At 65.1% G+C, this 13,823-nt stretch carries 15 protein-coding genes; 10 read left to right on the top strand and 5 right to left on the bottom strand.

Translation table 11 applies throughout. The features are described from left to right. The first annotated feature begins 42 nt into the window (after positions 1-42). Both AC1DP9_RS18745 and AC1DP9_RS18740 read left to right on the top strand, forming a co-directional pair. Positions 43-987, top strand: a complete 945-nt coding sequence (locus tag AC1DP9_RS18745; protein WP_477108207.1) for a tripartite tricarboxylate transporter substrate binding protein — start codon at positions 43-45, stop codon at positions 985-987. A 26-nt stretch (positions 988-1,013) separates the two neighbouring features. Then, a complete protein-coding gene (locus AC1DP9_RS18740; RefSeq protein WP_477108175.1) occupies positions 1,014-2,087 on the top strand; it encodes a LacI family DNA-binding transcriptional regulator in 1,074 nt (357 codons plus the stop codon). Between the two features lie 4 nt (positions 2,088-2,091). Here the strand turns inward: AC1DP9_RS18740 and AC1DP9_RS18735 are convergent, their stop codons facing one another. Together AC1DP9_RS18735 and AC1DP9_RS18730 are read right to left on the bottom strand one after the other, a co-directional pair. Beyond that, on the bottom strand, positions 2,092-3,186 hold the full coding sequence (locus tag AC1DP9_RS18735) for a maleylacetate reductase (RefSeq protein WP_477108174.1): 1,095 nt from the start codon (positions 3,184-3,186) through the stop codon (positions 2,092-2,094). A gap of 11 nt (positions 3,187-3,197) precedes the next feature. After that, complete coding sequence (locus AC1DP9_RS18730; RefSeq protein WP_092299637.1) at positions 3,198-4,196, bottom strand: tripartite tricarboxylate transporter substrate binding protein; 999 nt, start codon at positions 4,194-4,196, stop codon at positions 3,198-3,200. 165 nt (positions 4,197-4,361) lie between these two features. Between AC1DP9_RS18730 and AC1DP9_RS18725 the strand changes: the two genes are divergently transcribed. The 5 genes from AC1DP9_RS18725 to AC1DP9_RS18705 all read left to right on the top strand — a co-directional run bounded on the left by AC1DP9_RS18725 (position 4,362) and on the right by AC1DP9_RS18705 (position 8,284). After that, on the top strand, positions 4,362-5,318 hold the full coding sequence (locus AC1DP9_RS18725) for a LysR family transcriptional regulator (protein WP_477108173.1): 957 nt from the start codon (positions 4,362-4,364) through the stop codon (positions 5,316-5,318). A 257-nt stretch (positions 5,319-5,575) separates the two neighbouring features. Beyond that, a complete protein-coding gene (locus AC1DP9_RS18720; RefSeq protein ID WP_477108172.1) occupies positions 5,576-6,256 on the top strand; it encodes a CsgG/HfaB family protein in 681 nt (226 codons plus the stop codon). A 36-nt stretch (positions 6,257-6,292) separates the two neighbouring features. After that, entirely contained in the window at positions 6,293-6,715 is a 423-nt protein-coding gene (locus AC1DP9_RS18715) for a DUF4810 domain-containing protein (protein ID WP_477108171.1), read from the top strand. After that, on the top strand, positions 6,712-7,368 hold the full coding sequence (locus AC1DP9_RS18710) for a DUF799 domain-containing protein (protein WP_477108170.1): 657 nt from the start codon (positions 6,712-6,714) through the stop codon (positions 7,366-7,368). Before AC1DP9_RS18715 ends, AC1DP9_RS18710 begins: the two co-directional genes overlap by 4 nt. Before the next feature lie 298 nt (positions 7,369-7,666). Beyond that, positions 7,667-8,284 (top strand): nitroreductase family protein, encoded by a 618-nt coding sequence (locus AC1DP9_RS18705; protein WP_477108169.1) that lies wholly within the window; start codon positions 7,667-7,669, stop codon positions 8,282-8,284. A 228-nt stretch (positions 8,285-8,512) separates the two neighbouring features. On the opposite strand, the gene AC1DP9_RS18700 is transcribed toward AC1DP9_RS18705, so the two are convergent. Together AC1DP9_RS18700 and AC1DP9_RS18695 are read right to left on the bottom strand one after the other, a co-directional pair. Continuing rightward, a complete protein-coding gene (locus AC1DP9_RS18700) occupies positions 8,513-10,087 on the bottom strand; it encodes an MFS transporter (RefSeq protein ID WP_477108206.1) in 1,575 nt (524 codons plus the stop codon). Between the two features lie 106 nt (positions 10,088-10,193). Continuing rightward, positions 10,194-10,622 carry a RidA family protein gene (locus tag AC1DP9_RS18695; protein WP_477108168.1) on the bottom strand — a complete coding sequence of 143 codons (429 nt, stop codon included), beginning with the start codon at positions 10,620-10,622 and terminating at the stop codon, positions 10,194-10,196. Between the two features lie 166 nt (positions 10,623-10,788). Between AC1DP9_RS18695 and soxR the strand changes: the two genes are divergently transcribed. Continuing rightward, positions 10,789-11,241, top strand: coding sequence for a redox-sensitive transcriptional activator SoxR (gene soxR / locus AC1DP9_RS18690; RefSeq protein ID WP_143093934.1), 453 nt, complete (start codon positions 10,789-10,791; stop codon positions 11,239-11,241). Between the two features lie 272 nt (positions 11,242-11,513). Here the strand turns inward: soxR and AC1DP9_RS18685 are convergent, their stop codons facing one another. Continuing rightward, complete coding sequence (locus tag AC1DP9_RS18685; RefSeq protein WP_092299665.1) at positions 11,514-12,437, bottom strand: LysR family transcriptional regulator; 924 nt, start codon at positions 12,435-12,437, stop codon at positions 11,514-11,516. Between the two features lie 107 nt (positions 12,438-12,544). Here AC1DP9_RS18685 and AC1DP9_RS18680 point away from each other — a divergent pair, with 107 nt between their 5' ends. Both AC1DP9_RS18680 and AC1DP9_RS18675 read left to right on the top strand, forming a co-directional pair. Continuing rightward, positions 12,545-13,294 (top strand): SDR family oxidoreductase, encoded by a 750-nt coding sequence (locus AC1DP9_RS18680; protein ID WP_441593476.1) that lies wholly within the window; start codon positions 12,545-12,547, stop codon positions 13,292-13,294. A gap of 75 nt (positions 13,295-13,369) precedes the next feature. Beyond that, positions 13,370-13,801: a MarR family winged helix-turn-helix transcriptional regulator gene (locus AC1DP9_RS18675; RefSeq protein ID WP_092299953.1), complete on the top strand. Its 432-nt coding sequence runs from the start codon at positions 13,370-13,372 to the stop codon at positions 13,799-13,801. Positions 13,802-13,823: the final 22 nt, after the last annotated feature.

Genomic DNA, 13,823 nt, shown 5'->3' with positions numbered 1-13,823 from the left:
ACCATGAGACGACAGTTTTTCCGCCCCATTGCGGCCCTTGGAATGATCGCGGCGCTTGGGCTGCCGTACACCGTCATCGCGCAACCCCAGTATCCCGTCAAGCCGATCCGGCTGATCGTGCCGTTCTCGGCGGGCAGTGCCACCGATATCCTGGCGCGCATTATCGGCGCAAAGATTGGGGAGGGCGGCCAATGGCAGGTGATGGTGGACAACCGGCCCGGCGCCGGCGGCACGCTGGGCGCCACCACGGTTGCCAAGTCGCCGCCCGATGGCTACACGCTGATCCTGGTCTCCGTGGGCCATGCCATCAACGCCACGCTCTATCCGAAGTTGGGCTACGACACGCTCAAGGACTTCGCGCCGGTGTCGCTGGTCGCCTCGGTGCCCAACGTGCTGGTGGTCAACGCCGCCAGTCCGTACAAGTCGATGCGCGATATCGTGGCTGCCGCGAAGGCCAAGCCGGGCACCCTGAACTTCGATTCCGCCGGTTCGGGCAGTTCCACGCACCTGAGTGGTGAGATGTTCAAAATGCAGGCGGGCATCGACATCGTGCACATTCCGTTCAAGGGTACCGGCGAAGCCCTGACCGACGTGATGGCGGGGCGCGGCGACATGATGTTCGCGCCGACTGTATCGGCCCTGCCGTTCGTCAAGCAAGGCAAGTTGCGTGCGCTGGCGGTGACCACGCCAGCACGCGCAGGCGCGTTGCCCGATGTGCCGACCGTGGCGGAGGCGGGGCTGCCCGGCTATGCGTTCGATTCGTGGTTCGGCGTCCTGGCGCCGGCCGGCACGCCGAAGGAGGTGATTCAGGCGGTGAATGCCGAGATCGGCAAGGCGCTGGCGTCTCCCGATGTGCGCGAGCGGCTGGCGGCCCAGGGGGCCGAGGCGCGCGCCAGCACGCCGCAGGAGTTTTCCAGCTATATCCAGGCCGAAATCGGCAAGCTGGCGCCTGTGGTGAAACAGTCCGGCGTGCGGGCAGGGGAATAAGCGGCGCCGGGGCGGCAGGCGCTAGAATGGCGCATTCCAACAGCCAACGTGGCGTCTGCCTGCCCATGTCCGAGCGCAAACGCGTGACCATCAAGGACCTCGCCGCCGAGGTCGATGTCCACTATTCGACGGTGTCTCGCGTGATGAATCCCGCCACGCGCCATCTGGTGGCCGAAGAAGTGGCCACACGGATCCTGAAGCTGGCCGAATTGCGCGGGTTCCGCCCGAACCGCATCGCGGCGGGGTTGCGCACGCAACGCTCGGGGCTGATCGGCGTGGTGCTGCCGGACATCGCGAATCCGGTGTTCCCGCCCATCCTGGCGGGGATCGAGGCCGTTCTTGGCCGGCACGGCTATGTGCCGATCGTCGTCAATGCCGGCGTGGAGCGCGTCAGGCAGCGTTTCGTGATCGATCAGTTGCTGGCCAGGCAGGTGGAAGGGCTGGTGCTGGCCACGGCGGAACGCGACGATCCCTTGCTCGACTACTGCTTCCAGCTCGGCATTCCGGTGGTCATGGTGAATCGCGGCGAGCATACCGGCCGGGCGTCCTGCGTGGTCAGCGACAGCCAGCTGGCGATGGCGCTGACGGTCGATCATCTGGTATCGCTCGGTCACCGCAGCATCGGTCACATTGCCGGTCCCGCGAGTACCTCCACGGGACAGTTGCGCCGGGAAGGCTTCATGCAGGCGGTCAAACGCCATCGGTTGCGGCGCGGCGCGTATGCCGTCGTCGAGGCGGAGAGCTATACCCGGGAGGCCGGCCGCAGGGCCTGTGACCAGTTGTTCGAATCGCTGCCCGACCTGACCGCCATTGCCGCCGGCAATGACCTCGTGGCCATGGGTTGCTACGACTTTCTGCGCGAGCGCGGCTTGCGCTGTCCGGAGAACGTCTCGGTGGTCGGCCACAACGACATGCCTTTTGTCGATGCACTGACGCCGCCGCTGACAACCATCCGCATCCCGGTCCATGACATGGGCGAACAGGCGGCCGAACTGCTGCTGCGCCGGATCGACAAGCCACAGACTGCCACCGTCGTCATCGAATTGCGGCCGGAACTGGTGGTACGCGGCTCGACGGCTGCGCCGCCAGCACAGGGTTAATCGTTCAGCTTCCCTGGGGAAGCGTCGGACGACTGCCCAGGAAGGCGTCGCGCAGGAGGGTACGGATGCCAGACGCTTCCAATGGTCGCGGATTCGGGTACTGATTCTGCAGGGCCAGTTCGCATGCCCGCTCCAGATCCTCTTCCTCCAGCCCGATCTCGCGCAGCGCGGTAGGGGCGCCGAGCGAGGCGGCGAGGTCGAAGACCGCCGCCGGCGCGTTGCCATCGGTGGCGCCCAGCGCACGAGCGATGGCCTCCATGGCGGCCGGCGCGGCAGGGGCGTTGTAGGCCAGCGCATGCGGCAGCACAATCGTATGGACTTCTGCATGCGGCAGGTTGAAGGTGCCGCCCAGCGTATGACACAGCTTGTGGTGCAACCCTGCCGTGACGCTGCCAAGCACGGCCCCGCACAGCCACGCCCCATAGAGCGCATCGCCACGTGCGGCGAGCCTTTCCGCACCGTCCTCACCACCTTCCCGCGCAATGACTGGCAGCGCACGACCCAGCGCCGCGATACCTTCGCGCGACATCCAGTCGCTGACCGGATTGCGATCGCCAGCATAGAGGCCTTCGGCTGCATGGGCGATGGCATTGATGCCGCTGGTCACGCTGACCATGCGCGGCAGGCGCAGTGACAACTCCGGATCGTAGATGACCGTGCGCGGCAGGACACGGGCATCGCGTCCGGTGCGCTTCAGGCCGGCGTCGGTCAGGCCGTAGATCGGCGTGGCCTCCGAGCCGGCGTAGGTGGTGGGCACAGCGATGACCGGCAGTGCGGACTCCAGCGCAATCGCCTTCCCGAGGCCGATCGTCGATCCTCCGCCGATGGCCAGCGCGCAGTCGGCGCCACACTCCGCCGCCACGGTGCGCGCCTTGCGGGCTTGTTCCACGGGCACGTGCATGACGGCGCCATCGAAGATGCCCGCGCTGCGGTCACCCAGCAACGCGCTGGCCCGCTCCGCGAGTGCCCGTTGCCCGGGCGTGCAGAGCACGAGCACGCGCTTGACGCCGAGCGCATCGGCTTCCTCAGGCAGTCGGGCCAGCGAGCCCGCGCCGAAGACCACGCGCTGCGGGCGGGACTGATAGACGAAAGGATTCATGACGGCGGCATCTATTCGAGTGTGATGTTGCGGGCCTTGATCAGGCGACCCCAGCGCGCGGACTCGTCCTGGATCAGCTTGTTGGTCTGGGCGGCATTGCCGGCCACGATCTCGAAGCCGCCGGCGCTCAACTGCTTGGCGATGGCCGGGTCGCGCAGCGTGGCGGTCACCGCCGCGGACAGTTTCTCCAGCACGGCGGGCGGGGTCTTGGCCGGCGCGATCATCGCCACCCACGAGTAGGCTTCGAAGCCCTTGTAGCGTTCCGCTACGGCGGGCACCTCGGGCAGACGGGCGTCGCGCTGCGGAGAGGTTACCGCCAGCGCGCGCAGCTTGCCGGCCTGCACGTAAGGCAGGATCAGCGGCAGGCTGGCGATCATCGAGTCCACGTGGGCGCCCAGCAGGTCGTTGATCGCGGGCCCGCCACCCTTGTAGGGGGTGTGAATGCCGCTGGTGCCGGCGGCTTCGAAGAACGCTTCCGCCACAAGTTGGTTCGAACTCCCGGCGCCCACCGACGCGTACGAGACCTTCTTCGGCGTACGCGTGGCGTTGACGTAATCCTGAAGGGTCTGGTAGGGCGAACTGGCCGGCACCACGAGCACCATCGGGGAGCGGACCATATACGACACGCCCGTCAGGTCACGCTTCGCGACATAGGGCAGTTTCGGATAGATGTGGGATTCGGTGGCGAAAGAATCGAACACCATGCCGAGCGTGTAGCCATCCGCAGGGCTCCGGGCAATCTGGCCGGTGCCGATGGTGCCGCCGGCGCCCGCGCGGTTATCCACCACGACGGTTTGCGCCAGGCGGGTGTGCAGGCCATCCTGCACCTGCCGTGCGACCTTGTCGACGGTGCCGCCCGCCGCATAGGGCACGATGATCGTGACCGTCTTGGCCGGCCAGTCGTCGGCCATGACGTGCCCGGTTGCGCACATGAGGAGCGCGGCGGCCAGCATGCGGCGGGGGCGCCCGCGCATCGAGCGCAGGGCGGCTGAGAGGTAAGTTGTCTCCATTGCGGTGCCTTCCAGTAGGGTTTCGACAATCCGGATGACGGAGGCTGCATGCTTTGCGCATTTCGCAAAGACTTGCCTCTCTGGTCTGGGATGTTGATACTATTCCTGTCGGTTTGCGGTGAAAAGTCAAGCCGGACGCGTAATGCCTTTGCGGGGAGCGCACAAATGGAATTCATTCGCTTTGCTGAGAACCTGGCCGTCTTCGTCGATGTGGCGCGCGAAGGGAGCTTCTCGGCCGTCGCGCGGCGGCGCGGGCAGGTGGCGTCGTCGGTATCGCGCCAGATCGATGTGCTGGAGCGGGAAATGGGCGTGGCGCTTTTCACGCGCTCCACGCGGGCGCTGGTCCGCACGGAGGCGGGCGATCTCCTCTACCAGCGGGCCGCGCGCATCCTCCAGGAACTCAACGAAACGCGCGATGCGGTGACGGCGCTGGAGCAGGGCGTTAGCGGCCGGCTGCGCGTGGCGTGCCTTCCGGCGTTTGCGCGGCGGCACGTCGTGCCGCACCTCGGCTCCCTCTACGCACAGTATCCGGACCTGACCGTGGAGCTGGAGCTGACCGAGCGCGTGGTCGATCCGGTGCTCGAACGGTTCGACGTTGTGGTGCGCGTCGGGCAACAGGCTGACAGCAACCTGATCGCCCAGCGCGTGGCCAGCCAACGATACGTGATCTGCGCCACGCCGGACTACCTGCGCGCGCATGGCAGGCCGGTGCACGCCGACGAGCTGCAGCACCACCGCCTGATCGACCGGGGCCACAGCACAAGCATGCGCGGCTGGCGCGAACTCCTGGAACCCACCCACGCCGCGCAGGCGCTGTTCGCAGTCGAGTGCGACGATTGCGATGCGCGGCGGCTGTCGGTATTGCAGGGGCTGGGCATCGCCCTGATGCCGGACTGGTCGGTCGGCGAGGACATCGGCGCGGGGCGGCTGGAAGAATTGCTGCTGGATGGCCTCCGCCCGCAGGCGCAAGGCGGCATCTACCTGCTACGCGCCCAGCCCCGCGCCTCGGCCAAGCTTCGGGCCTTCACCTCGCACCTGAACCAATGCATTGGGGCCCCCCCATCGTGGCAACTGGCGATGACGCGGACTGCTTCCTACGAGCCTGTTTTGGGTGGGACGTAGCCGGGCGTTGCTTGCGCCAAAGGTTCTCCCTTGTGATTCCCTGTGGAATCTTTATCGCTTCACTCATGACTCGCAGGCAAGTTCGCGGAACGACTTGGGAACTGTGCGTTGGTCTCCCTACCGAAGAGGGGATCCCGCGGATTTTGCCTTAATCCAGACTTGCGGCTGCCGATACCGTAGAGGGTTGAATGGGATCAATCCACACTCGGTCACGGCGTGATAGATGTGTCGTTTTGTTCCTTGTCTGGAGAAATGAATTGAAGAGTCTCAAGAACTACTGCCTGCTCGGTGCCGCCGCTGCCGCCGCCATCGGTCTGGCGGGATGCGCAACTGAATCGTCGACCGCGCTGCCGGTGCAAAAGGTGGAAAGCGCGAGCCGCCCCTATAACGGCGTGCGCACCCCCATTGCCGTAGGCAAGTTCGATAACCGTTCCAACTACATGCGCGGCGTGTTCTCCGACGGCATCGACCGTCTGAGCGGCCAGGCCAAGACCAGCCTGGTGACCCACCTGCAGCAGACCAACCGTTTCAGTGTGCTTGAGCGCGAGAACCTCGACGAGATCAAGCGCGAAGCCGCTATCAAGAATCAGGCGCAGAAGCTCAAGGGCGCCGACTTCGTGGTGACCGGCGATATCACCGAATTTGGCCGCAAGGAAGTGGGCGACGTGCAGCTTTTCGGTATTCTCGGCCGCGGCCGCGAGCAGGTCGCTTATGCCAAGGTGAACCTGAGCGTCGTCAACATCAGCACCTCTGAAGTGGTTTACGCCACGCAGGGCGCCGGCGAATTCAAGCTGTCGAACCGCGAGGTGATCGGGTTTGGCGGTACGGCCAGCTATGACTCCACGCTCAATGGCAAGGTGATGGACCTGGCCATGCGTGAAGCCGTGAACAACCTGGTCAGCGCGATCGAAAGCGGCGCATGGAAGCCGGCGCAGTAAACGCATAGGCCTATACCAACAAGAGCGAGAACAACAATGAAGTCATGGGTTACGCTGCGCAACGCGGCGTTTTTGTCGGCTGCCGGCCTGCTGGCCGGTTGTGCAGGTCCACAATCGATGTACCAATGGGAGGGGTATCAATCCCAGGTCTACGCGTACTTCAAGGGCGAATCGAAGGAAGCGCAGATCACCGCGCTGGAAAGTGGCCTGGAAAAGATCAAGGCGAAAGGCGGAAGCGTGCCACCTGGCTATCACGCCCAGCTTGGCATGCTGTATCTGAATGTCGGGAAGGGCGATCAGATGGTCAAGGAATTCCAGACAGAGAAGACGCTGTTCCCGGAGTCCACGCCTTACATGGATTTTCTGATGCGCAATGTGAAGACTGACGAGCGCAAGGATGTGACGGTGGGCGCTACGCCGCCCGCCAAGGCAGACACCACGGAAGGGAGCGTCAAATGATGCGTCGAATGCTGACCTACGTCGCCACGCTCGGCATCGTGATGTTGTTCGCAGGCTGTGCCGTACCCAGAAAACAGGTGGATTACGCTGCGTTCAAGGCCGCTCGCCCGCGTTCGGTCGTGGTGCTGCCGCCGCTGAACGAGTCGCCTGACATCAAGGCCACGTACGCCATGCTGTCGCAAGCCACGTATCCGCTGGCTGAGTCGGGTTACTACGTGCTGCCGGTGGCGCTGGTCGACGAAACGTTCCGGCAGAATGGCCTGACCGTGCCTGGTGACATCCACACGGCACCCGTGCCCAAGCTGCGCGAAATCTTCGGTGCGGATGCCGCGCTGTACGTGACCGTGACGGACTACGGCTCGCGTTACCAGGTACTGAGCAGCGTGACCCGCGTGGCCGCGAATGCGAAGCTGGTAGACCTGAAGACCGGCGACGTGTTGTGGAGCGGCACGGCAGTGGCAGCTAACGACAGTGGCAACAGCGGCGGCGGCCTAATCGGCATGCTGATCACCGCCGCCATCAACCAGGCGGTCAATCATCTGACCGACGCCAGCTATCCGGTGGCTGGCACGGCCAGTGTGCGTCTTTTGTCGGCCGGCATGCCGGGTGGCATCCTGTACGGCCCGCGCTCGCCGAAGTACCAGGCAGACTGATCTTCCTGGGTTCGGCTGCGCAAGAAAGAATGCCGCAGCACTGTCTCCTCGTCGGAGCGGTGTTGCGGCATTTTCACTTTGTCTGGGGGAAACGGCAGCTGCAAACGGCAATATCACATTGCATCGTTACCCGAAGCAACGGGAGGATTGGTGCCGGCAGGACAACGCTGTGAGCGCCTTCCCGGATCTACCGGCAGGCCGGCGGATTCCATAAGATTTGTTCTGCGCCGTGTTACTACGATCGCAACAGATCACCACCCGTGCCTCTCAACCCAGTCCTTCGACCATAGGAATCACCATGGCCAACGCTATCATCGAATCCCTTGTGAGCCGTCGTACCATCAGTCTGTACGACCCTGCCTTTACCGTGGGCGACGATCAGATCMGCGAGTTGGTAAGAGTCGCCACCACTGCGCCGACATCCTTCAACTTGCAGAACTGGCGCTTCATCGCAGTGCGCACGCCTGAAGCCAAGGCGCGCCTGCGGGCCGTTGCCTGGGACCAGCCCAAGATCACCGATGCCTCCGTTACCTTCATCATCTGCGGACAGTTGGCCGACCATCGGGTGTTGCCGAAGCGCCTGGCGCCAGCCGTGGAGGCGGGCATCATGCCGGCGAAGGTCGCCACGGGGTTCGAAGATGCTGCGCGCGGCCTGTACTTCGAACATCCGCAGCTCCAGCGCGACGAGGCGGTACGCACCGGTGCCATCGGCGCGACGGCGTTGATCTATGCTGCGCATGCGCTGGGCCTGGGTTCGTCGCCGATGATCGGTTTCGACGCCGAGGCGGTAGCAAGTGAGTTCGGGCTGGCCGAAGACGAAGTGCCCGTCATGCTGCTGTCCGTCGGGTCAGCCCTGCCCGAGAACTGGGCGCAAAAGCCGCGCCGCGCAGTAGCAGAGGTGCTTGACTTCGCGTAGGTCCCACACAGAGCCCTTCATCATGGATGCCGAAGGCAACTGCGCTTCGGCATCAATGATCAGTGGGCTTCTCAGGCACGATGAACTGCACAACGGCTCCCCGTGGCAGATTGGCACTCGCCCACAACCGGCCGCCATGCGCTTCGACAATCGTGCTGCATGGCATTTCGCCGTGGGATCTTGTAAAGGTGGATTTACGCTCGCCTTCTGCGGCCGACGCGAAGCACGTCACTTGCGGCGCTGGATGGTCGCCATCGCTACACCCGCTCCGGCAAACGCGCAGGCGGCGGCCACAAGCGCCACGGCGCGCAGGGCCTCAGCGATGGCTTCGGCCTCCGCCCGCGCCAAGGGGCCCTGAGGCGGTGTACGGGTGTCGGCTGCTGCCGCTCCGTCCGGCTCCAGCAATTGCCCGGTCTGGCGTGCATCCTGAGGAATATGCAGTGCATCCAGCCGCGCCGACAGCGCCGCTTCGTGCGACCACACGAACACGATGCCGAGCACCGCAACGGCCAGCAGGCTCGCCACCCGGGCAACCGCGTTGTTGATGCCGGAGGCGATGCCTACCTGGTCGCCCGGCACGGAGCCCATTACCGTCGCCGTGAGTGGCGCGACGGTGATCGTCATACCGAGCCCGAGCACGGCGAGTGCCGGGAAGAATCCGGTCCAATAGCCGCCATGCACGAACGGCAGCGCCAGCATCGCGAATCCGATGCCGGCCACGGCCGGGCCAGCGCTCAACAGTGCCCGTGAACCGAAGCGGCTTGTCAGGCTGCCGGTGAAGCGCGATAGCAAGCCGATGATGACCGGCACCGGTAGCAGCGCGGCGCCTGCTTCGGTTGCGGTGTAGGCATGTGCGCGTATCAGCGTGAACGGCAGGAAGAACAGTGCGCCGCCCAGACCGAAGTAGAGCAGTAGGGTGACGAGGTTGGCGCCGGTGAAATCGCGGGAGCGAAACACGTCGAGTGGCATCATGGGGTGACGGCTGTTCGCTTCGATCCTCGCGAATGCGGCGAGCACGAGCACGCCGGCGCCGATCGTGCCCAGTACGAGCGGATGCGCGAAGCCGCGCGCCGACACCTGGGTCAGGCCATAGGTGAGGGTGGCGAGCCCGGCCGCCGCGCTCAGCGCGCCGGGCCAGTCCAGTTGCTGAGGCGCATCGAGCTTGTGGCTATTCGGCACTGACGACATCGCCAGCGCAATTGTCAGCGCTGCAAGCGGTACGTTGAGGAAAAATATTGCGCGCCACGACAACGCGTCGACAAGCGCGCCGCCTGCCACCGGCCCCACCGCCGACGTGATCGCGCCGACGGCCGCCCAGGTGCCAATCGCCCGTCCGCGTGCTTCGCCTTCGAATACGGCGCCGATGATCGCGAGACTACTGGGGACAAAGAGCGCCGCGCCAATGCCCTGGACAGCGCGCGCGACGATCAGCGAACTCGCGTTTGGCGCGAGCCCGCAAGCGGCCGACGCCACCGTGAAGACCCCGACGCCGGCGATGAACACCGTGCGGCGGCCGAGCTTGTCGCCCATCGATCCGCCCACCAGCACGAGGGACCCGAGAAAGAGCAGGTAGGCGTTAATGATCCACTGCATTGCCGCAACGCTCGCGCCGAGCTCGCTCTGCATGGCGGGCAGCGCAACATTGACGACGGAGCCGTCGATGAACGCCATGCTTGAGCCGAGGATCGTCGCGGCGAGCGCCATACGTTTGCGCCGGCACGGACGATCGACCGCGTTGGGCTGCGTACGGATGACGAGTTCGTCACAAGGGCTGGCTTGCGCAGCGACGACGCGCGCGGCCATTGGGTCGCGATCGAGAAGATCCGGATTGGCCAAGCTCGCTCCCGTGCCGGTCGATGGTGACTAGCATAGTAAATGGAGTCGCCCGGTTTGGAATGGTCCAGACCTGTTATTCCGGCAGCACCGCCACCGCCTCGATCTCGAACAGCATGCCGTCGATCGCCAGCCTTGGCACGGGAATCAGCGTGCAGGCGGGGGCCGGCCAGTCGCCCAGCAGGGCCTGCCAGGCGCGGCTGAAGATGGCCAGCCGTTCCATCGAATGATCGACGATCAGCACCGTGATCTTGGCCACATCTGGGATATCCGCACCGCCGGCCTGCAGCGCCACGCGCAGGTTGGACAGTGCACGGTTGACCTGCGCCGTGAAGTCGGCCAGCAGGCCGCCGCACATGTCCTCGCCACCCTGGCCCGCCGCGAAGATGATCTTCGCGGGCCGGTTCACCACCGCGACATGTGAATAGCCGTTCAGGCGCGGGTCGTAGAGGTCGGGCGGGTTCATGAACTGGAGGTACGGGGCGCGCGGCGATTCGAGCAGCATGGCAGGGTCCTGGATGGAGAAGGGATGCCAGTGTCAAACTTCAAGTGCACTTGAGGTCAAGCTTCGATGCGATACCATGCGCGCTGCAAGGGCTTTCCTTGTCCTCCATGGTCCTGTCATGAGCCGCCCCCCGAAGAACGCTCCGTTGGAGCCCCCGGTGCGCCCGATGCGCGCCCGCGATCCGCTGACCATTGGCGAAGTGGTCGAGCGCAGCGGCGTGGCCGCGTCCGCGCTCCATTTCTACGAATCGAAGGGATTGATTTCGAGCACGCGCAGCGCTGGCAACCAGCGCCGCTATCCGCGCGGCATCCTCCGTCGGCTGGCTGTTTTACGCATTGCCCAGCGCATGGGCGTGCCGCTCGCGGTCATTGCCGACGCATTCGCGCGTTTGCCGGCAGGCAAGGCACCGACCGTGGCCGACTGGCGCCGGCTGTCAGCGTCCTGGCGGGAAGATCTCGACGCCCGCATTCGTGCGTTGACGTTGCTCCGCGATCAACTCGACGGCTGCATCGGCTGCGGCTGCCTGTCGCTGAAGGCGTGTCCGTTGCGCAATCCGCAGGACGTGATGGCGAGACAGGGGCCAGGCGCCCACGTGGGCGAGGGCGATTCGCGATTGTGACTGTCATGTGTTTGCCATAGCAGTTTCCCATCGTGATCGGCGGTGTCGTGCCCGTGTTCCACCTGGATGGCGTCCGCCCGGGGCAGTTGCGCATGACCGGTGCGCTGCTCACGGAGATCTACCAGGGAAGAATCGTCAACTGGAACGATCCGGCCATTGCGGCGGAAAATCCTGGCCTGCTGCTGGCCAGATATGAAGATCGTGGTCGTCCATCGGAGCGACAGCTCTGGCACCACGTTCAACTGGAGCCGCGTTATTCGTCTTGCATGGCCTCAGCGGCTATCGAAACGCGCAGCCAGGCGCTGTTCGCGGAACGCATCGACTACGAAATCGATGAACGCACGCGTCCTGAGCGGCAGCTGCTGCTTGTTCGGGTAATAGAGGCAGATCGGCCCGATATCCGCGTACCAGCCGGGCAGCAACCGGATGAGGTCGCCGCTGAGCAGCCAGCGGGAAGCGTGCGGCATCGGCAGCATGGCCACGCCGTGGCCAAGCATCGCCGCGTGCGCCATGGCTTCCGGGTCGTCGAAAATAAGGCGGGTGCGGCACTCGGCCAGGGCCTTCTCACCAAACGGATTGCGCAGGGTCCATGCGTACTGGCGGCCGGTGGCGACCGAGCGCCGGGCGATGCCATCGAACTGGGCCAACTCCGAGGGGTGCCTCGGCATGCGCCGGGTCGCCATATAGGCCGGCGATGCCGCGACGATCACGTGCGCGGGAGCCAATTCCCGGGCGATGACCCCCTGGCTCAGTTCGATGCCACCCCCAATCGCCGCATCGAAGCCGCCGCCGATCAGGTCGACGGGCCGGTTATCGAAATGCCAGTCCGGCACGACTTCCGGATAGCGGCCCAGGAATTCGCCAAGCATCGGCACCAGGTATTCCCGCCCGAACGCGACCCCCAAGCTCACTTTCAGCATCCCCGACGGCGCGCCGCTGCGCTCCGCCGCGTGGGAAAAGGCGTCCTGCAAGTCCGCGTAGGGCGCGGTCACCTCGTGCAGAAAGCGCTCGCCGTCGGCCGTGAGGGTCAGATTGCGCGTGCTGCGATGGAACAGCCGCAGTCCGAGCCGCGCTTCCAGGCGCGCGACGTTCTTGCTGAGCGCAGCGGGCGTGACGCCCAGACGCCGCGCGGCCCCCGAGAAGCTGCCCGTTTGGGCGCTCAGGATGAAGGATTCGAGAAGACTCAGGCCTTCCATCGTCAGATCCGATACTTTTGGTTGAAATTGATGATCCGGATTATGGGCTATTCGCGCGGCAATCGTGTGTGGATACTTCACTCACCCTAACCCGATGGAGTTTCGACATGACCACCCCCACCACCTTTGCCGGCAAGGTTGCTTTCGTTACTGGCGGCGCCCGCGGCATTGGCGCCGCGATCGTCCAGCGTCTGGCGCAGGACGGCGCAGCCGTGGCATTTACCTACAAGGGCTCGACCGCCAACGCCAACGCACTGGTGGCCAGCGTGGAAGCCGCTGGCGGCCGCGCACTGGCCATCCAGTCGGACGCAGGCGATGCGGCCTCGCTCACGCGCGCCATCGACGACGCCGCGCGGCACTTTGGCAAGATCGACATCCTCGTGAACAATGCCGGCGTGCTGCTGATGGGCGGGATCGATACCTTCTCGCTGGAAGACTTCGACAAGACCCTGGAAGTGAATGTGCGCGCCGTCTTCGTCGCGTCGAAGGCGGTCTTGCCGCACATGGGGCAGGGCGGTCGCATCATCAATATCGGCAGCTGCAATGCCGAGCGCATGCCGTTCCCGGGCGGCGCGGCTTACGCGATGAGCAAGTCGGCGCTGCAAGGGCTCGTGCAAGGCATGGCGCGCGACCTCGGGCCGAAGGGCATCACGGTCAACAATGTCCAACCCGGTCCGACCAATACCGATATGAATCCGGAGTCCGGCGATTTCGGCGGCGCCCTCCATGCCCTGATGGCCCTGGAGCGTCACGCACATCCGGCCGAGATCGCAGGCATGGTTGCCTACGTGGCGAGCCCGGAGGCTGGTTTCGTTACTGGTGCAAGCCTGACGATCGACGGCGGTTTCAACGCCTGAGCGGACGGGTTCAAGGCGATGTGCGTGATATGATTCACATGCGAACTAAATCACGACAACTCTTGCCTCAGGAAGATGCAGCATCGCCTTGTATATCTATTGAACGTTGGCCAGCGTCGACTGCAACGATGGCAGACGCGCGCAGCCGGTGGCGGGGTGACAGCGGCTCAGTCCGGGCTGCTGTTCTTCCTGGGCACGCACGACGGTGCACTGATGAGCGAGGCGGCTGCCGCGCTCGATCTGGGCGCGCCGGGCATCAGCGGTCTGGCTGACCGGACCGAAAAAGCTGGATTGATCGAGCGCCGGGCCGATGAGACCGACGGCCGGGCATCGCGCTTGTGGCTGACGGATGCAGGGCGTGCCGCGCGCCAGCGTTCCAAGACGCGCATGAAGGACCTTAATGCAAAGTTGACCGAGGGCTTCACGGAGGCGGAAGTCGACGTGGTGGCGCGGTGGCTCGCCAGCCTGCAGGAAAAGTTTCCCGTCGCCGACGACGGGGACGCGTAACCTGGGCTGCGGCTGGGGCCGC

The organism is Cupriavidus sp. 01L43 (genome assembly GCF_056399925.1).
This window is presented reverse-complemented; position numbering and strand designations above follow the sequence as displayed.